16 protein-coding genes are annotated in these 18,576 nt (G+C 40.8%); 5 read left to right on the forward strand and 11 right to left on the reverse strand.

Translation table 11 applies throughout. The features are described from left to right. The first annotated feature begins 82 nt into the window (after positions 1-82). Genes QL986_RS07545 through QL986_RS07560 form a run of 4 tightly spaced genes read left to right on the forward strand, consistent with a single transcriptional unit; the run spans position 83 to position 3,569 of the window. Positions 83-1,117, forward strand: coding sequence for a CDP-glycerol--glycerophosphate glycerophosphotransferase (locus QL986_RS07545; protein ID WP_013463934.1), 1,035 nt, complete (start codon positions 83-85; stop codon positions 1,115-1,117). Between the two features lie 6 nt (positions 1,118-1,123). Next, a complete protein-coding gene (locus QL986_RS07550; protein WP_290191429.1) occupies positions 1,124-1,810 on the forward strand; it encodes an ABC transporter ATP-binding protein in 687 nt (228 codons plus the stop codon). Beyond that, complete coding sequence (locus tag QL986_RS07555; protein ID WP_096038105.1) at positions 1,807-3,054, forward strand: ABC transporter permease; 1,248 nt, start codon at positions 1,807-1,809, stop codon at positions 3,052-3,054. Before QL986_RS07550 ends, QL986_RS07555 begins: the two co-directional genes overlap by 4 nt. A gap of 14 nt (positions 3,055-3,068) precedes the next feature. Further along, positions 3,069-3,569, forward strand: a complete 501-nt coding sequence (locus QL986_RS07560; RefSeq protein WP_028834506.1) for a DUF3299 domain-containing protein — start codon at positions 3,069-3,071, stop codon at positions 3,567-3,569. 48 nt (positions 3,570-3,617) lie between these two features. On the opposite strand, the gene QL986_RS07565 is transcribed toward QL986_RS07560, so the two are convergent. The 11 genes from QL986_RS07565 to QL986_RS07615 all read right to left on the reverse strand — a co-directional run bounded on the left by QL986_RS07565 (position 3,618) and on the right by QL986_RS07615 (position 17,303). Next, positions 3,618-3,866, reverse strand: a complete 249-nt coding sequence (locus QL986_RS07565; RefSeq protein ID WP_290191430.1) for a hypothetical protein — start codon at positions 3,864-3,866, stop codon at positions 3,618-3,620. A 30-nt stretch (positions 3,867-3,896) separates the two neighbouring features. Then, positions 3,897-4,466: a DUF2799 domain-containing protein gene (locus tag QL986_RS07570; RefSeq protein ID WP_290191431.1), complete on the reverse strand. Its 570-nt coding sequence runs from the start codon at positions 4,464-4,466 to the stop codon at positions 3,897-3,899. 175 nt (positions 4,467-4,641) lie between these two features. Then, positions 4,642-6,081, reverse strand: a complete 1,440-nt coding sequence (gene tldD / locus QL986_RS07575) for a metalloprotease TldD (protein ID WP_013463928.1) — start codon at positions 6,079-6,081, stop codon at positions 4,642-4,644. Further along, positions 6,078-6,917 (reverse strand): carbon-nitrogen hydrolase family protein, encoded by an 840-nt coding sequence (locus QL986_RS07580; RefSeq protein ID WP_090494847.1) that lies wholly within the window; start codon positions 6,915-6,917, stop codon positions 6,078-6,080. The genes tldD and QL986_RS07580 overlap by 4 nt, the downstream gene beginning before the upstream one ends. Further along, positions 6,914-10,762, reverse strand: coding sequence for a YhdP family protein (locus QL986_RS07585; RefSeq protein ID WP_290191432.1), 3,849 nt, complete (start codon positions 10,760-10,762; stop codon positions 6,914-6,916). The genes QL986_RS07580 and QL986_RS07585 overlap by 4 nt, the downstream gene beginning before the upstream one ends. Beyond that, positions 10,762-12,234 (reverse strand): ribonuclease G, encoded by a 1,473-nt coding sequence (gene rng, locus QL986_RS07590; protein WP_013463925.1) that lies wholly within the window; start codon positions 12,232-12,234, stop codon positions 10,762-10,764. Before rng ends, QL986_RS07585 begins: the two co-directional genes overlap by 1 nt. A gap of 1 nt (position 12,235) precedes the next feature. Further along, positions 12,236-12,805 carry a Maf family protein gene (locus QL986_RS07595; protein ID WP_290191433.1) on the reverse strand — a complete coding sequence of 190 codons (570 nt, stop codon included), beginning with the start codon at positions 12,803-12,805 and terminating at the stop codon, positions 12,236-12,238. After that, the gene (gene mreD / locus QL986_RS07600; RefSeq protein WP_016900308.1) at positions 12,805-13,284 is read right to left on the reverse strand and encodes a rod shape-determining protein MreD; all 480 of its coding nucleotides are present in this window, start codon (positions 13,282-13,284) and stop codon (positions 12,805-12,807) included. The genes QL986_RS07595 and mreD overlap by 1 nt, the downstream gene beginning before the upstream one ends. Then, complete coding sequence (gene mreC, locus QL986_RS07605; protein ID WP_016900309.1) at positions 13,277-14,119, reverse strand: rod shape-determining protein MreC; 843 nt, start codon at positions 14,117-14,119, stop codon at positions 13,277-13,279. The genes mreD and mreC overlap by 8 nt, the downstream gene beginning before the upstream one ends. Beyond that, on the reverse strand, positions 14,119-15,162 hold the full coding sequence (locus tag QL986_RS07610; protein ID WP_013463921.1) for a rod shape-determining protein: 1,044 nt from the start codon (positions 15,160-15,162) through the stop codon (positions 14,119-14,121). The genes mreC and QL986_RS07610 overlap by 1 nt, the downstream gene beginning before the upstream one ends. Positions 15,163-15,296: 134 nt before the next feature. Beyond that, entirely contained in the window at positions 15,297-17,303 is a 2,007-nt protein-coding gene (locus QL986_RS07615) for a formylglycine-generating enzyme family protein (protein ID WP_028834499.1), read from the reverse strand. Positions 17,304-17,638: 335 nt separating this feature from the next. Between QL986_RS07615 and QL986_RS07620 the strand changes: the two genes are divergently transcribed. Beyond that, positions 17,639-18,547 carry a pyridoxal-phosphate dependent enzyme gene (locus QL986_RS07620; protein WP_290191434.1) on the forward strand — a complete coding sequence of 303 codons (909 nt, stop codon included), beginning with the start codon at positions 17,639-17,641 and terminating at the stop codon, positions 18,545-18,547. Positions 18,548-18,576 lie beyond the last annotated feature (29 nt).

The following is an 18,576-nucleotide window of genomic DNA, read 5'->3' on the forward strand; positions in this document are numbered from 1 at the left end:
CATTGGGGTAAACTTGCATGATTACTTGCCCTAAGGAGCTAGCTTGAACTATTTAACTGCCACTAAGAATAAGAAATATTTAATGTATATTTCTCAAAATTATTCCTATGCTATTTTAAGGCCTTTGCAAGCAGAAATATTAGCTCAAGGAGGGGAGGTTAAATGGTTTTTAGAAGGTGATAATGTTAATCCTGACTTTTTGAAAAGTGATGAAAAAACACTAAATTCTATTCATGAAATAAATCAATGGGCGCCTGACGCAACCTTTGCACCAGCGAACTCTATCCCTACATTTTTTCCCGGAAAGAAAGTGGCTGTTTTTCACGGCTTTGATGCTGGAAAGCTAAATAAAAAAGGCCAAAACGATCACTTTAAAGTGCGGGGCTGCTTTGATTTATATTGTACACAAGGCCCAAATACAACGGCTCCATTTACGGCGTTACAAAAAAAATTGGGTTATTTTAAGGTAGTAGAAACAGGTTGGCCTCCCCTAGATCAATTTTTTAACGGTAACTCAAAGCCTAGCCACATTGATGAAACAGACTCTCGCCCAACAGTATTGATCTGCTCTACATTCTCAAAACGCTTATCTCTTGCACCTAAACTTTATGAACAAATAAAACACTTTAGTGAAAGCGGTAAATGGCGACTCTTAGTTCAGTTTCATCCTAAAATGGCACAAGAGTGGGTTGATAAATACAAAGCGTTAAGTAATGACAATCTAACCTTTGTTGAAACAGACAATGTTATTCCTTTATTACAATCTGCTGATGTAATGCTGTGCGACACTTCATCCATATTACTGATGTTTTTGGTACAACGAAAACCAGTTGTAACGTTTTGCAATAAAGCACCTGAAAAACACTTACTTGATATTACGGATAAAAATAACGTTGAAGCCGCAATAGACTACGCACTAACTTACCCAAAAGAACTTGTAGATAATATTGAAGCTTTTTGCCAAGAGTTACACCCATACACAGATGGTAAATCAAGCCAACGAGTACTTTGCGCAACTAATGAACTGTTGCATAGTGATGAAAAGCTCAAAGCAAAACCGCTTAATTTTATTAGACAATTTAAAATGCGCAAAAGACTTAACTATTGGAGTTGGTAAGCCGTTATGATCAACCTTGAGAATGTCTCTTTCAAATGGCAAAAAAGCGCAGTCACCCCGACTCTCGCTATTAAGCAGCTTACGATTAATGCTGGGGAACATGTTTTTTTACATGGTCCAAGCGGTAGTGGTAAATCTACCTTACTAGCGCTACTGGCAGGCATTAATGTAACCACTAGCGGCCAACTTTGTGTTTTAAACCAAAACCTAAGTGCGCTCACCAACGCAGAGCGCGATGCATTTAGAGCGGATCATATTGGCTATATTTTCCAAAACTTTAATTTACTACCTTATTTAACCCCATTAGAAAACGTGTGTTTAGGGTGCCAATTTTCGAAAAAGCGTCAGCAACACATGCTCAGCCAAGCCGATAATTTAGAGAGTGAAGCAGCCAGATTACTCAATGCACTGGGGTTAGAGGCGCACTTTCATAATCAAAATGTTGCCACTTTAAGTATTGGGCAACAACAGCGTGTTGCTGCAGCACGCGCATTTATAGGCAGCCCTGAACTTATTATTGCCGATGAGCCTACTTCAGCACTTGATACCCAAAATCGTGAAAGCTTTATTAAGCTGCTATTTGAACAAGCAAAAAAAAGTAACAGCACGCTTGTTTTTGTCAGTCACGATGAAACATTAAAGCCACTCTTTAGCCGCACAATCGACTTAGTAAGTTTACAGGGTGATGTATGATTTTATTTAAACTTGCCTATAAAAGTTTGCTCAATAGACGTGCCAGCGTATTACTCACATTGCTCACTATTGCGATTAGCGTCATGTTATTACTCAGTATTGAGCGAGTTCGCGTAGATGCTAAAAGTAGTTTTAGTAATACCATTTCGGGTACCGATTTAATTGTTGGCGCACGCACTGGCGATATTCAATTACTCCTCTCCTCGGTATTTAGAATTGGCCATACCAACAATGGGGTGAGTTGGCAAAGCTATCAATACATAACAAAACAGCGCGGGGTTAAGTGGAGCATTCCTATCAGCCTTGGCGATAGCCATAAAGGTCAAGCTGTCTTAGGCACCACACTCGATTATTTTAAGCACTACCGATTTGCTAAAAAACAGCCCTTAGCATTTGAACAAGGACAGGCTTTTTCTAGCATCAATGAAGTTGTTATAGGTAGTGAGGTTGCAAGTAAACTGGCCTATAAAATTGGTGATGAAATTGTGATTTCTCATGGCATGGGCAATACTAGCTTTCATCATCATGATGATAACCCTTTTAAAGTGGTTGGTATCTTAAAGCCTACCGGTACCCCGGTGGATAAAACCTTGCATGTGCCACTGGCGGCAATTGAGCTGATCCATGGTGGCGGCCATCATGATCATGACGATCATCATGATCACTCGAGCCATGCATTAATTGGGCACCCAAAACAAATTACCGCCTTTTTAATGGGCTTCGACTCACCGCTTTATACGCTACAAATTAGGCGCAACATTAACCAATATAAACAAGAGCCTCTATTAGCGATTATGCCCACAGTCACTTTAAAAGAGCTCTGGGAAATGCTGGCAATAATAGAAAAAATACTGCTGTTATTTTCATTTGTGGTGGTCATTATTAGCTTGCTCGGTATGTTAACCACATTACTTGCTAACCTTAATCAACGCCGCAGAGAACTGGCAATACTGCGTTCTGTGGGTGCCCGCCCTTGGCAATTATTTTCGCTGATCAGTATGGAATCACTGCTTACCACCTTTTTAGGTTGCTTGGTAGGCTGTATTTTATTTTATGCGCTTATGGGTACGACCGCGGGTTACTTACAAAGCCAAGCTGGAGTGAGTATTAATATCAGCATGCTCTCTGACTATGAACTCACTTTGATTGGCGTTATTATGGCTGCGGGATTTATTATTGGCTTGATCCCCGCTACACGCGCTTACTTTTATTCTCTCAGTGATGGTATGAGTATAAAAATATAAACTTTAGGATGATCATGACGTTGTTTAAAGTAACTACACACTCTTTAATGCTATTAAGCGCAGTGCTAATTAGCTTTGCTAGCATTGCAAATCCACCCAAGGAAATTTTTTGGGAAGACCTCATACCCGAGGGCCATGTACAAATAGATACTCAAGCACAAGCTAATCACGAAGGCAGTGAACAAAACTGGGTGCAACCTGATTTAGACGCGCCAGTTGTTAAAGCACTTGATGGGCAGTCTGTTAGCTTACCTGGTTTTGTTGTACCTCTTGAAGGCGATAGCGAACTTATCACCGAGTTTTTATTAGTCCCTTACTTTGGTGCCTGTATTCATGTGCCCCCGCCGCCGCCAAATCAGCTGGTTCATGTGACCATTAAAGGCGGTGTCCCTATCGATAGCTTATACGATGCGATTGTTGTAACGGGTATTATTAAAACGCAAACTTGGTCTGGCGAAATCGCCCAAGTAGGTTACACAATGCAAGCTGTCGGTGTTGCTCCTTTTGAGCTTTAATTCTTAAAATACAGAGCCCACTCTATAGTGGGTTTTTATTTTGTTCTATCAACCACCCGTTCTTATATCTCGTTCAAGTTCAGACTGCGTTTTCACTGGATGACAAGTCGACTTCACCGTGCTCTTATTGCTTTCATCTTCGTCAGAACTAAAAACTGTGTAGCTATAGTCTGTTTCAACTTCACCACCTAAGCACTCATGCTCTGCAAATACTTCATCTCCATAACCCTCTGGCATTTCTTTTGACGCACACCCACTGAGGATCAGAAATGTTATTAAAATTGACATTACTTTCATATTAATCACCTTAAAAGAACACGTTATAAATTATAGTTCGTACTCAAAATGCCATGATGGAAGCTTGTTGAGTAATGGCAGAAGTGCTTTTTCTTTTCTTAAATCACGACGCTCTCTCTCCAACTGTTCTTGCTCTCGACGTAACTCTTTACTTTGGCTACTTGACGGTTTATCACTCGCTAATTCATTACTAATAGATTGCAGCCGCCAATTAATATTATTAAGTCGATCATCTATCTCGGCTTTCCTTGCTTCAAATTGATAACGCTCATTACCTTCTTGCCATGCTTTTCTAAACTGTGTGTCATTACAAATCCCGTTATACGCATCGCCTCGTAAACCTAGGGTAAAGCCATTTTCAGGCTCACAAAAGGCTGCGAGCCCCTGTTTGTAACCAGCTTGATAATCATCTAATTTTGCAGTGATGCCAAATTCACTACAAGCAGATATGATTTCTCTGCCATGTTCAAATGTATACCCTTGCTCACCATGACTAAAGCCTAAATTTGTCCAATTGGCCTGTATACATTCATCCTGAGACAAAGAAGAGCATCCTGATAGCAATATGAAAAACAGTAAAAACAAGTAACGACTAGACATTATTTTTCCTAAGATAGCCAAACTCAATTAAGTACCTATTCTAGGGCGAGATAAAGGTAAAGTGAATAATAAAAATGTAACAAGCTATTCTAGTAATAGCTGAAATTTAGAATAAAAAAAACCTTGAAAGCATGCACTTCTAAGGTTTTATTTATTGTATTTGGCAGTAATAAAATTAAGCCGTGCCACCCACTGTTAGGTTATCTATTTTCAGGCTTGGTTGGCCAACGCCTACTGGTACACTTTGACCGTCTTTACCACAAACACCGACGCCTTTATCAAGCGCTAAATCATTACCTACCATAGAGATTTGTTGCATAACCTCAGGACCATTACCAATTAAGGTAGCACCTTTAATTGGCTGGGTGATTTTACCATTTTCAATTAAATACGCTTCTGAGGCACTAAATACAAACTTACCCGAGGTGATATCCACTTGGCCGCCACCAAAATTGGGAGCAAACACGCCTTTTTTAACCGTGCTGATAATATCAGCTTGGCTATGCTCACCGCCTAACATGTAAGTGTTGGTCATACGTGGCATAGGTAAATGCGCGTATGATTCACGACGAGCATTACCTGTTGGGTTTACCCCCATTAAACGCGCGTTCATTTTATCTTGCATATAGCCTTTTAAAATACCGTTTTCGATAAGTACGTTATAGGCTGCAGGCGTACCTTCATCATCGACATTAAGTGAACCACGGCGATCGGCCATAGTGCCATCATCAACCACAGTACATAGCTCTGAAGCAACTTTTTGACCTACTTTACCGCTAAACGCAGACGCGCCTTTACGGTTAAAGTCTCCCTCTAGGCCATGACCTACGGCCTCGTGCAACAACACGCCTGGCCAGCCATTACCTAATACCACTTCCATAGTACCCGCTGGGGCATCAATAGCTTCTAAGTTTACTTTAGCTTGACGAACGGCTTCTTCTGCAAAACCCATCCAACGCGGCTTGCCATCAACAAGCTCTTTAAAGTAACCATAATCTAGGCGGGCGCCGCCACCAGCACCGCCACGTTCACGACGACCATTTTTTTCAAGTAATACAGAGCAGTTTAAACGGATCAGTGGGCGAATATCGGTAGCAAAGGTGCCATCGCTGGCTGCAATTAATACTTCTTCGTATACCGCAGACATTGAGCTAATAACTTGCTCAGCATCAGGGGCTAATTCGCGAATATAATTTTCAAGCTCACGTAACAAATTAACTTTATCGGTATCGCTCATACTAGAAATTGGTTGATGCGGTGCAAACTGCTGCTTTGCAGCCACGTCACTAAATACTTTAACCGCTTTATCTTCACCGGCATCGGCAATACTTCGTGCTGCCGTGGCTGCTTTGTTTAACGCTTCAAGATTGATTGCGTCTGAATACGAGAAACCGGTTTTTTCACCGCTTACAGCCCGCACCCCCACGCCACGCTCAACGTTATAAGAGCCTTCTTTCACTAAGCCGTCTTCTAATACCCAAGACTCATGATGACTCGATTGAAAATAAAGGTCGGCATAATCAACTTTGTGCTGGTGAATATAAGCTAATGTTTTTTCGAGTTCTTCTCGATTTAGCTGGCTGTCGTGTAATAAATGCTGTTCAACCGAATTCATAATAATGGCTCTCTAAATCGTTGGTGAGATTGCAGCGGCATATCTCGTCTAATTTTGTGTAACTGGTTTAAATCTACGGTGCAACTAATAAAACCAAGCCCTGTTGATTTTTCACTTAATGCTTCACCCCAAGGCGATAACATGAGGCTGTGACCATAAGTTTGCCTACCGTTTTCATGCGTTCCATATTGCGCTGCAGCAATAACATAACATTGCGTTTCTATAGCTCGCGCTGCAAGTAGCGGCTGCCAATGCGCTTTACCTGTTGGAACAGTAAACGCACTGGGTACTAATATAATTTCGGCGCCTTTGCGAACTAAGGCATTAAATAAACCAGCAAAACGCAAATCATAACATACTGTTAAACCAATTTTACCAAAGGGCGAATCAACGACCACAACCTCATCGCCGGCTTGAGTAAAATCGGATTCTCGGTAGCTGCCGGTCTGGTCATCTACCTCAACATCAAACAAGTGTATTTTGTTATAGCTTGCAACAATATTGCCTTGATTATTAAATAAATGAGAGGCGGCGTAATACTTATGCTGGTTATAGGGCTCTGGTAACGTGCCAGCGTTTAACCAAATGTTGTGTTTACGGCACAATTCACTGATTTGCTGTTTATATTGTTCAATACGTTGAGACACTAACAACGTATCACCAGCGTGTTTACTAAACACTAAAAACGCTTCAGGTAAACATACTAACAAAGGTCGCGTGTTTGGCAGAGCAGCTAATGCTTGTTTTAAAAGTGCAATGTTATCATCAGGGTTTAAGCCAGAGCACATTTGCAATGCGATAATCGCAGGAGATGAGTTTATGTGTTGTTTATTCATTGTGTGGCGCTAACCTCGGCATCTTTAAGTTTTAACTCTGAGGATGCTTGTGGCTGGTTTTGTGCTGCTTGCGGTAAAGTCACCTCTCGACTCTTACGATCTAACTCTTGTACCTGAGGATCGTTCATTTTGCCTGTTACTTTAAAGTTGATCTCTGAGATCACTCGGGCAGAATGAATCACTTTATCAATTGCTAAAGCTGCAAGCCCCGTTACTGGATTAACCATCCAAGCCACAATCACCGGAATGCTCGAGGTTACTTGTGGTGCCACGGCTAAGTCGTAGTCAATTTCGAGAGTATTTAAATTTGCATACCCTTTTATAGAGAGATCGGCAGGTACCCCATCCATTTTAGTATCTTGGGTATAGGCAATGCCTTTATCTATCTGCATGGTGCCTTGCATGCTGTTATAAAAAAAACCTTTAGAAAATACATCTCTAAAATCAAGCTTTAGCTTACGCACTAATGAATCAAGGCTCAGTAATGAGAATACGCGTGCACCTCCATCACTGATTTCAGTTAAATGACCTTCGCCTAAATCCCAGCTAATTTCGCCATCTAAACTGGCAATGTCTAAATCATAAGGTGCCGCTTGCCAATTTAGCTGATAATTTAGATTGGCGTTTGAATCTTTAATAGTGGTGGTAATATCAAACTCATTAAATAAGGCGCCAATATCATCACTTTTAAGTTCACCGCTCATCGCCGTTAGGCCATTCTGCCATTGCCCTTTAGTCCGTAATATATGGTCGCCCTTATCAACCACTAGCTCAGAAATAAGCAACTTTTTACCATCGCCTAACAATGAGGCGCTTACCTTATCAAGTTGATAATGACTTACTTTACAATCGGCACATTCAAATTCAATAGCCGGTAATTTTGTAAGCCATGCAAGTTGTTCAGGGGTTGATTTTTCGCTCGGTTGCTCTGATTCTGTATCTAAAAAATTAAGCCTTAAATAATCGCTATTAATTCGAATCGGCTGACTTGATTGCCCGCTAGGTATAAATACTTCGGCTCTTAACTCTTTGGCATTGAGCTTTAATTGCAAATTATTATTTAGGGGCGATAAACGCATATCAAAATCATTAAACTGCATGCCACTCACGTTAAAAGAGTTAATATTCGCAACCACTTCATGTAAAGGCGGCATCACGCCCGGCGAGGCACTGTCAGGCTGCGCTTTAGCTACATTAATAATTTGATCAATTAAATCAATCCAAGGTAATAACTCACTCTGCACTAAATTAATACTCACCGCTAAATTTTGTGAGTTAAGCCCTAAGTCTTTTTCACCGATGATAAAATGAGCGTTGGTAAACTGCGATTGAGTATTGTCTAGAATGGCATTGAAATAAAATAACTCATTAATATTTGCAGTGATCAGATTAGAGATATCATCACCTTGAATAACCGCACTCAGAGGCCAAATTTGCTCACTGCTTTTTGTATATACTCCTGGCAAGGAACTATTTAAGCCAATAAGTGGCGATTCAACTTCGGCACGATAGTTAAACCCTTGCTCGGTAAAATTAAGCTCTAAAGCAATATCAACGTCACTTTGCCCGCTTAAGTAACCATCTAAAATACCTTGACCATGGTTTATGAGTGTTTGCGCATCAAGCTGAGCATTTATATTTATATTAGCGCGATAATCCTCTGCGTTTGCGTCACTAGTGTAGTTAATCGTTAATGGCATACCAAGCCATGTAGCCGTAGCATCGGTGAGGTTTATTTGTTGATTATTAAAGCTAAGTTCACCCTTTAAATGCTCAAGCGAAATACCGGGAGCAGAAATATAAAGAGGTGAGTCGAGTAAATTAACCTTACCAGTTACACTCGCTCCGCCCTCAAATTGTGAACCGATTAGCAATTCAATATTTGCGCTGGCAAGCCCCTGTCCTTGCACAACATTAAAAATATCAGCTAATGGATTTGCTAAAGGCGTGGCGACAAAAAAATCGTGCATTTTTTCAAGCTCAGCTTGCTTATCAATACTAACCACCAATGGCGCATCGCCCATTAAGTCATCAATACTCACGTGTACACTACTGCCAACGTCAAGGTTTACCAGTTGGCCTTGCTGGCTATAAATATCCATTCGCTCATTTGCAAAATGCAGCTTTACACTGGCATTTGTGACTGCTGGCCAAGCCGGATCGAATTGATAGGTAGCATTATCTATTTGCGCTAAAACATCAAACTGCCCAGAACCATTGTCAAATGGAAAGCCTGATAATGGACCAGAAAATAACACCTGAGCATTTGTTACTTCACCTGATTTTATTGCGCCATTTAAATAACTAACTAACTCAGGGCTCATTAATGTTAAAGGAAAATAATGACCGGCAATACTGGCATCGGGGGCAAATGCTTCGGCATATAAATCTAAGCGAGGCGTCTTACCTAAACTTAATTGCATCTGCGCGCTTAAGGTCACTTCATTGTTATCAAACCACAGGTTATCACTGCTAATATGCCAATCGCCTGAACGCTTAGCTAAATCTAATTCGATGTTTAGCTGGTTATAGTCAATATTATTACTAAAACTAGCACCTGTAATTAAGTGGCTGTTTTCACCAAAAATAGTGATCCGGCCATATTGCTGATTAACTAATCCATCAATCCTTAAAGATTGAGCGGCGGGTACGGCGTTTTTTTCTTGCCAGCTAATTTCATCGGCTTCAAACCACAACTGCCATTGCTTTGCATCGGCAAACTCTAGATACGCGTTTTTTATTTCACCACTGGGTTGGCGAGCTAAAAAAGGAGTTAAATCAGTAAAATTAGTTAATTCTGCTAAATCATTTAATAGGGCTAAATCGAGTTGCTGCAGCCATATTTTATTTTGCTTGCCTAATAAAGCTTCAAATTCGAGGCTAGGCCACGTTATTTCGTTGGTACTAAACGCTAAGCCGGTACTTTTTAACCGCCAGCTATTTTGCTCAGGGTATAAATGAAATCCCCCTTCACTTAGGCTGACCTTTTGTGTTTGATCATTGAGTTGCCAATTTACCGCACTCGGTAACCACTGTACTTTTACGTCACTTACTAAGCCTTGCTCTAGCCTAAGCCATGCTTGTAAGTTTAAATCACTATGCAGTTGCTGCTTTTGAGTATTTATATACTGGGCCAACCAATTTGACACATCAACCTGATTAGCCTGCACATATAAATCGCCCACCATTTGCTCTAAGGTTTCACCTTTGAGCGCAATACGGGCATCAAAATTACCCACAGAAATACCCGGTAGCGCTAGGCTACCGCTACCAAGATGCTGTTTATCTTGGTTTTGCCATACAATGTTTTCTAATAACAGTTTACGTTCTTTGTTATCTTCTAGTACAAAGCTGATGCTCGAGTTTTCTATTGCAAAGTGACCCGTTTCACCTAAAAACAGTCCTTCTATTAGTTCTTTTTGCTCAAATGAAACTTCATCTTGATTACCAGCAAATAAATTAGCGACATTAACCTTGGTATGAAAACCATTGATCACAAAGTAATTTGATTTAAGCTGCAGCGACTTTAAACTTTCCCACAGGTTTAGCTCTAAACTGGTTTTAGCTATGGTTAAAGAGATAGGGGCTGTTTGGTTGTCTTTAAATGATAATTCTTCGAGTACTAAAGCGGGACCACTACCTTGCCAACTTGCTGATATAGCACCTATAGATAAACTAATATCAAACTTATTATCAAGGTAGCTTTCTATATCTCCTTTATAATCGTTCGCGTAGGGTAAGGTGTATTTTAAAATAGAAACAATCACGGCCAGTAGTACTAAAATTACAGCACTTATTTGCCATAATTTTCGCACACAATAAAAACAGGCCGCTTTAAATTTCATTACATCATTACCACATCAAACTGCTCTTGGCTGTATAAACTTTCAGTTTGAATATTGACCTGCTTTCCAATAAATAGTTCTAATTCGGCGAGGTTATGATACTCATCATTTAATAGCGCTTCACATACTGCAGGCGAAGCATACACTACAAACTTATCCGCATCGTAAGCGCGATTAACACGTACTATTTCACGAAGAATTTCATAGCAGACTGTCTCGACTGTTTTTTGTGAGCCACGCCCTGAACATGCTGGGCATACATCACACAATACATGCTCTAGGCTTTCGCGGGTACGTTTGCGGGTCATTTCAACTAAGCCTAATGCCGACAAACCATTGATATTAGATTTGGCACGATCTTTATCGAGTGCAGATTCTAATGAGTGCATTACACGGCGTTTATGCTCATCGCTTACCATATCAATAAAGTCGATAATAATAATACCGCCCAAATTGCGCAGCCTTAGTTGACGGGCAATAGCTGAGGTTGCTTCTACGTTGGTATTAAAAATAGTTTCTTCAAGGTTACGGTGACCAACAAAAGCGCCTGTATTTACATCAACAGTGGTCATCGCTTCAGTTTGATCTATGATCAAGTAACCACCCGATTTTAAAGTAACTTTACGATGCAGTGCTTTTTGAATTTCACTTTCTACATCAAATAAATCAAAAATGGGGCGCTCACCTGGGTAATACTCAAGCACTTGTGATAACAAAGGCACAAACTCTTCAGTGAACAGCTTAAGCTCTTGGTAGGTAAGCTTAGAGTCAACACGGATGCGCTCCATATCTTCACCTACATAATCACGTAACGTTCTAAAGGCAAGTGTAAGATCTTCATGCAAGATACTGGCTTTGCTGGTTTTTCTGCGTCTAGAGACAATTTTATCCCAGAGCTTTTTTAAAAAAGCTGCATCGTGTCTCAGCTCCGCTTCACTTGCGCCTTCAGCAGCTGTTCTGACAATAAAACTACCGTTTTCATCGCCGTATTCGGCTACAATTTTTTTCAGCCTTGCACGCTCTTCTTCCGTTTCGATACGCTGACTCACCCCAACATGTGTCGCATCAGGCATAAACACTAAATACCGTGAAGGTATCGTGATATCAGTGGTTAAACGTGCCCCTTTGCTACCCAAAGGGTCTTTAACCACTTGCACCATAATGTACTGACCTTGGCGAACAAGCTCACGAATATCTTGGACTTTTTTAATCGGCTCGTCGTCAACGCCCTCAACAATAGAGGCACTATTAACGATATCTGAAGCGTGTAAAAAGGCGGCTTTCTCTAGGCCTATATCAACAAAAGCGGCTTGCATACCTGGTAACACGCGGCTTATTTTACCTAAGTAAATATTACCCACGATACCTAAGTTACCAATACGTTCTAGCTGAATTTCTTGTAATACACCGTTTTCGATTAGGGCAACGCGACTTTCACTTGGCGTGACATTGATCAGTAGTTCTGTACTCATGCTACCCTCTTAAGAATGTATTTAATAATTGTTCTGTCTCATATAAAGGTAAGCCGACAACGGCAAAATAGCTACCCGAAATATGCGTTACAAAGCGCCCACCTACCCCTTGGATACCGTAACCACCGGCTTTATCTTGAGGCTCGCCCGTTTGCCAATAAGCATGTATTTCTTCATCACTGAGCGTTTTAAAGGTGACATCTGTACTGACCACACAACTGAGTACTTTATCTGATGTAGCAAAAGCGATGGCAGTTAACACTTGGTGCGTGTTCCCTGATAAGCGCTTTAAGATTTGAGTAAAATCGTCTTTATCTCGAGGCTTACATAATGATTGGTTATCCATCACCACCACAGTATCACTACCTAGCACTGGCCGGTCAGTATAACCTTGCTCTACGCCCATTTGCGCCTTTAAACGCGCTAAACGCTCTACATAGTCATGCGGGAGTTCATTAGCAAGCTGACTTTCATCGGCATCAACACTAAACTGTGAAAATTCAATACCCAATTGGGTTAGAAGCTCTTTACGACGGGGAGACGCGGAGGCTAAATATACTGCGCAAGTCATTATCTGATCCTAAAATGTCTACGGTATTTTCGAAGTAATAAAAATACCCATATCCAGCTCAACATGCCTGTTAATACAGGCCATAAGTAATGTGGGCTAAAATAAACGCCAAGTAAAAAGTGATTTAACCAAAACTGCATTAAGTGGTAAAGCGTTAAGAACAAGCCTATAAGTAGGCTTTGTTGCCACAATGAAAAATTGCGAATTTTTTGGAAGTTACTTGCAGTAACAAAAATACACACTGAATAAGTTAAGGAATTAACACCCAATGAGGAGCCTGTTGCTAAGTCAATTAATAACCCAACAACCCAAGCAGTCCCTATATTTAGTCTATGCGGTAAAGCTAAAGACCAGTACATAAGCACCAACAGCACCCAATCAGGACGAAATGGTTCAAGTGAAAAAGGTAACGGCATTAGCGCCATTACTAATGCAAAGAAAATACTTAATGCGATTAAGAGCATATGACGGTTAATCATCACCCATCAACTCCTGCTGATTTAGCCATAACACCACTAATAACCGAATTCGATCTAATTGAGCTATCGGCTCAGCAAATACTTGCGCAAAAGGTTGGCCTTCATCACGAGTTATTTCGGTGATCACCGCAACTGGATAACCTTCAGGAAAGGTCCCTCCTAGGCCAGAGGTCACCAGCACATCACCAATACGCACATCTAAGCTATGCGGCACATGTGATAGCTTTAGCACGTTAATTTTACCGATACCTTCAACCACTGTGCGCACATCGTTTCGTAATATACGCACCGGTGTTGCATGGGTAGTATCTGTAATTAACAGCACCCGCGAGGTTGTTGAACCAACTTTAGTCAACTGCCCGACTAACCCCATATCATCAATCACCGCTTGGCTTTCGCTTAAACCATCGGTGGTTCCCCGATTTATCACCACTTGGTGACTATAAGGATTTGAATGAACAGAAAGTACTTGAGCAATAATTTTACGATTGGTGTGTTTAGAGGAAGAGCCAAGTAATGCACGAAGTTTTTGATTCTCTTTTGCTAAAAACTCATACTGCTGGATTTGCTCACTTTGCAATACTTGCTTCTTTTTGAGTGCTTCGTTTTCGGTTAGTAACTGCTCACGGGTATGCAAACTTTTGGCGCTAAAGCTAAATACTTCGTAAGGTAGGTTAGCAACATAAATAAGTGGACTGACCAACGTATTCAAACTAGTACGAATGTTCTCGCCACCTTGCGTGTACTTGTCTCCAAGGATCAATACGATACTCAAAAGCACTGCGACAAAAAGTCGCAGTTGCAAAGAAACCGTTTTTTCAAACATTGATTTCATTAATCGTAACTAAAAACGTCACCACCGTGCACATCAATCATTTCAAGGGCCTTGCCGCCGCCACGTGCAACACACGTAAGTGGATCATCAGCAACAACCACTGGAATGCCCGTTTCTTCCATTAGCAGGCGATCTAAATCCTTAAGTAATGCGCCGCCGCCAGTTAACACCATACCATGCGCTGAAATATCAGATGCCAGCTCAGGTGGAGACTGCTCAAGCGCCACCATGACAGCGCTTACAATCCCCATTAGTGGCTCTTGTAATGCTTCTAAGATTTCATGCGAGTTAAGCGTAAACGAACGAGGAACGCCTTCGGCAAGGTTACGACCACGCACTTCTATCTCTACTGGTTCGTCTGTTTTAAATGCCGATCCAATTTGGTGTTTAATATTCTCAGCGGTGGCTTCACCGATTAAGCTACCAAAGTTACGACGCACATAATTAATAATGGCTTCATCGAACTTATCGCCACCAATACGTACTGAAGATGAATACACAACACCATTAAGTGAAATAATGGCGACTTCTGTTGTACCGCCACCAATATCAACCACCATAGAACCCGTTGCTTCAGACACCGGTAAACCGGCACCGATTGCAGCTGCCATTGGCTCTTCGATTAAGTAGACTTCGCGAGCACCTGCACCCATCGCTGATTCACGAATTGCACGCTTTTCAACTTGAGTAGCTCCACAAGGAACACAAATAAGCACGCGTGGGCTTGGGCGCATAAAATTATTATTGTGCACTTGTTTGATGAAGTGCTGTAACATTTTTTCAGTAACATAAAAATCAGCAATCACACCGTCTTTCATTGGACGTATGGCTTTTATGTTACCTGGCGTACGGCCCAACATTTGCTTAGCTTCTGTACCTACAGATGCAACACTTTTAGGTCCACCAGCACGTTCTTGACGAATAGCAACAACTGAAGGTTCATTTAATACAATGCCTTCTTCTTTTACATAAATTAGTGTGTTGGCTGTACCTAAATCGATCGATAGATCGTTTGAAAAAATACCACGGAGTTTTTTAAACATGAGGCTGGATGACCTTTGAAATTCGTTCTTATTGTAGTTGCGCTTACTTTAACATTCTCAACACAATGAGCAATGTAAAGCGCAGCCGTCTTTGTAATCATTAAAAAGAGGAAGCACCGCTTCCCCATTAAATATTATCGTTCGCTCATTAAGCGAAAGCCAATATAATTAGCTCTAAAATCTGGCGCTAAAATTAAACGCGTTGATGCACGAGCAAGGCTAGGGGCAAAATTCCATGCACCTCCGCGAACAACGGCATCTTTTTTATTCCCTGTGCTACTAGTCCATTCCCATACATTGCCTACAGTATCGTATAAGCCAAATGCATTTGCAGAGAAAGACCCTACCGGAGCCGTGCGTTTATTCGACCACTCGCTACCACACCAACCACAGTTAGCTAGGTTTTTACCAATTTCGTTACCCCATGGGTACTCTGTCTCAGTGCCTGCACGCGCCGCATATTCCCACTCAACCTCAGTAGGTAAGCGATACGTTTGCGCTGTTTTATCAGAAAACCATTCAGCGTAAGCAATAGCATCATTTTTTGTCAAACACACAGCAGGAAACTCATTGGTTTGCTCAAATCCTGGAGCACGCCAATTTAAGCTTGCTTCCCAAACAGGTTCGCCGTTGAGGTAATATGCGCAACCTTTGCCTTTTTCAGCTTCGGTTTTATATTGCGTTTCGTTTACAAACGCTTCAAATGCGCCAACAGTCACTTCTTTGCTCTGCATAGCAAAAGATTCACTAATCGTTTTTTCAACCACGGGGCGTTCATTTTCAAGCCCATTGCCGTTTATATCACCCATTTTAAATTTACCAACGGGGATCATCACTGCTGATGGGTCCACCATAGGTGGGCGTGTATCAACTTCCATTCCTTTTGGGCAATCTGCTTGTATTATTTGCTCTCGCTTTTTAGTCGGTGCAGCAATCGACTCTGACTTTTTTTCCAACTGAGCAAAAAGCGTTCGCGTTTTCTTTAAGTCAATTCGCGCTTTATAAGGGATGTAACCTTCTTTGCGTATTTCTAATTTATGCAAACCACGTGGTAAGTTCGTCACCAAACGAGTAGAACCTACTCGAATATCATTAATAAATACTTCATCGCCGTGTACATTAGAGCGTAAGGTTAACTGAACTAATTGATCTTTCTTGTTCTCAGCGACCACTTTAGGCTTTTTATTAACTGTTTTAGCGACAACGGCAGCGGCTTTATTATCCCCATTATCGCTGAATGTTAACTGACTATCAGAGAAAGTAGTGCTATAAGCTGGCTGATAAGTATTTGCCAGCGGGGTACCATACTCTAAACAAAAACTATTATTCACACTAAGTAAGTGACATAAACGACTGCTGTTTACATCTCCGCGCATAGTAACGCTTAAATTGACGTTGTAATCACCTTGCCCGCTAAATGCGCTCTTAATCACGTGACTACTTAAAATTTGTACTTGTGCCCCTGCCATGTCTCGCTTAGGTTCAACAAGACGTTTTTCTGTAAGATTTTCAAATATTTGATCTAAAAAACGTTTAGTTGCCTTTTTCAGCCCTATTTGCTGACCGCTCTGCTCACATGCCGCCAGTGTTTCAGTGCGCTTACAGTTAATGGTATGGTCAACTTCAAGCGTACCCTCTCGGGTAAACTCATTGCGTAATCGCTCTACACGCGCCGTAGTATATTGCACTTTTAAGCTTTCAATCGTGTTTTGAAGTGCATGTTTATCAGCGCGAATTTGCTCAATATCTTTTAGATGGGATGCAATTGCCGCCAATTGCATAGAAATATCATTTTTATTTTGTTCTTGATCAACAACGGCTTTTTGATAACGCGATTGTGCAGAGGTAATGTCTAGCGACGGATTATCAATTAAACGTCGATACATATCATTCATCGCATCCAACGCTTGGTTTTTTTCTTTATCAAGCTGTGTGGAACGCGTTCTAAGCAGTTCAAGTTGTGTTTGAAGTTGATTCTCTTCTTTTAAATATTTGTCGAGCATCGTCGTTGAACGAGTGTATTCTGTTTGTTTCGTATTAATCTCTGATTCAATTCTGTTTACAGTAGTTGTATCTTGTGCAAATACTGTGCTTGCAAAAAAGCTAGCAGAAATTAACAGAGATAAAGGAGCAATTCGCATATATTCCAGTCCCAAAAAAGCGGCAATTATTTGGTTATTATTATTTTTTATAATAAAACCTTATGCTATGTACTTGAAGCACAAAACACAAGCTTTGTTCATTTATTATCTCAGTTTACAACTATTATCCCGTTTCATGCCAGTAAATAACCGTTTCATTTGTACTAAATAGCTAATTTATTTAACAACACCGAGATTTATCTGCATTTTACGCTATTAAGATGCCAATTTAGCCGCGTATTCATATTTTTTAGTTTGCTTAAGTAATAAAAACTGAGTCAAAATAACGCTATTACACAGCACATTCATCATGTAACTAATGAAAAAGAGTGATAATGCCAATACCATTCAGTATTAATGAACATAGCTATTTACAAATAATTACCAGTGAATTACTAACAGACAAGAAAATAACTTTGACTATTAAGCGCGATGATTTATTGCATCCACTTATCAGCGGTAATAAATGGCGAAAGCTCAAATACAATTTAGTTCGTATGCAACAACTGGGTAAATCTGAATTACTTACATTTGGTGGTGCTTTTTCAAATCACATTCATGCGTGCGCCGCTGCTGGTAAAGAGTTTAACTTAACAACCCACGCAATTGTGCGCGGCCCACAGCTTGATCTAAATAATCCTACTCTAAAATTTGCACAGCAATGTGGTATGCAGTTACATGCTGTCAATCGTATAGAGTACAAACAACGACATGATGAAGCCTATTTAGCCGCATTACAGGCACGCTTTCCAAACGCATACATTCTACCTGAAGGAGGCACTAATTCGTTTGCTATAGAGGGATGTAAAGAGCTTGCCCAGAGTTTACCTGAGCACGACTACTTAATCTGTCCAACTGGCAGTGGCGGCACCTTGGCTGGATTGATAGAGGGCAGCTCAAATAAAATCAACCTACTAGGGATTGCTGTTTTAAAGCAAGCCGACTACCTGCGGGACGAAATACGCGCTCTTAGCCCTAAAGCAAAATCACAAAATAACTGGCAACTACTTACGCAATTTCACGGTGGTGGATATGGTCGTTTTACAGCTGATTTATGGCAGTTTTGCCAACACATGCAGCATCAACATCAATTACCCTTGGAGCCTATTTACAGCGGTAAAATGATGTACGCACTTTGGCAGCTCATCAATAATGATTACTTTGCCCCTAACAGCAAAATTATTGCAATACATACTGGTGGGTTGCAAGGTTTAGAAGGGCTAAAATATCGCAAATTAGTGTAGAGTATATTTAACTTGTTAATTGCTTAGCA

Origin of the sequence: Pseudoalteromonas sp. APC 3250 (genome assembly GCF_030407915.1) — a bacterium.
GTDB lineage: Bacteria > Pseudomonadota > Gammaproteobacteria > Enterobacterales > Alteromonadaceae > Pseudoalteromonas > Pseudoalteromonas tetraodonis.

Coding starts and splice junctions, on each gene's coding strand:
- QL986_RS07545 (WP_013463934.1), top strand. CDS start 83: ATGTATATTTCTCAAAATTATTCCTATGCTATTTTAAGGCCTTTGCAA.
- QL986_RS07550 (WP_290191429.1), top strand. CDS start 1,124: ATGATCAACCTTGAGAATGTCTCTTTCAAATGGCAAAAAAGCGCAGTC.
- QL986_RS07555 (WP_096038105.1), top strand. CDS start 1,807: ATGATTTTATTTAAACTTGCCTATAAAAGTTTGCTCAATAGACGTGCC.
- QL986_RS07560 (WP_028834506.1), top strand. CDS start 3,069: ATGACGTTGTTTAAAGTAACTACACACTCTTTAATGCTATTAAGCGCA.
- QL986_RS07565 (WP_290191430.1), bottom strand. CDS start 3,866: ATGAAAGTAATGTCAATTTTAATAACATTTCTGATCCTCAGTGGGTGT.
- QL986_RS07570 (WP_290191431.1), bottom strand. CDS start 4,466: ATGTCTAGTCGTTACTTGTTTTTACTGTTTTTCATATTGCTATCAGGA.
- tldD (WP_013463928.1), bottom strand. CDS start 6,081: ATGAATTCGGTTGAACAGCATTTATTACACGACAGCCAGCTAAATCGA.
- QL986_RS07580 (WP_090494847.1), bottom strand. CDS start 6,917: ATGAATAAACAACACATAAACTCATCTCCTGCGATTATCGCATTGCAA.
- QL986_RS07585 (WP_290191432.1), bottom strand. CDS start 10,762: ATGAAATTTAAAGCGGCCTGTTTTTATTGTGTGCGAAAATTATGGCAA.
- rng (WP_013463925.1), bottom strand. CDS start 12,234: ATGAGTACAGAACTACTGATCAATGTCACGCCAAGTGAAAGTCGCGTT.
- QL986_RS07595 (WP_290191433.1), bottom strand. CDS start 12,805: ATGACTTGCGCAGTATATTTAGCCTCCGCGTCTCCCCGTCGTAAAGAG.
- mreD (WP_016900308.1), bottom strand. CDS start 13,284: ATGATTAACCGTCATATGCTCTTAATCGCATTAAGTATTTTCTTTGCA.
- mreC (WP_016900309.1), bottom strand. CDS start 14,119: ATGAAATCAATGTTTGAAAAAACGGTTTCTTTGCAACTGCGACTTTTT.
- QL986_RS07610 (WP_013463921.1), bottom strand. CDS start 15,162: ATGTTTAAAAAACTCCGTGGTATTTTTTCAAACGATCTATCGATCGAT.
- QL986_RS07615 (WP_028834499.1), bottom strand. CDS start 17,303: ATGCGAATTGCTCCTTTATCTCTGTTAATTTCTGCTAGCTTTTTTGCA.
- QL986_RS07620 (WP_290191434.1), top strand. CDS start 17,639: ATGCCAATACCATTCAGTATTAATGAACATAGCTATTTACAAATAATT.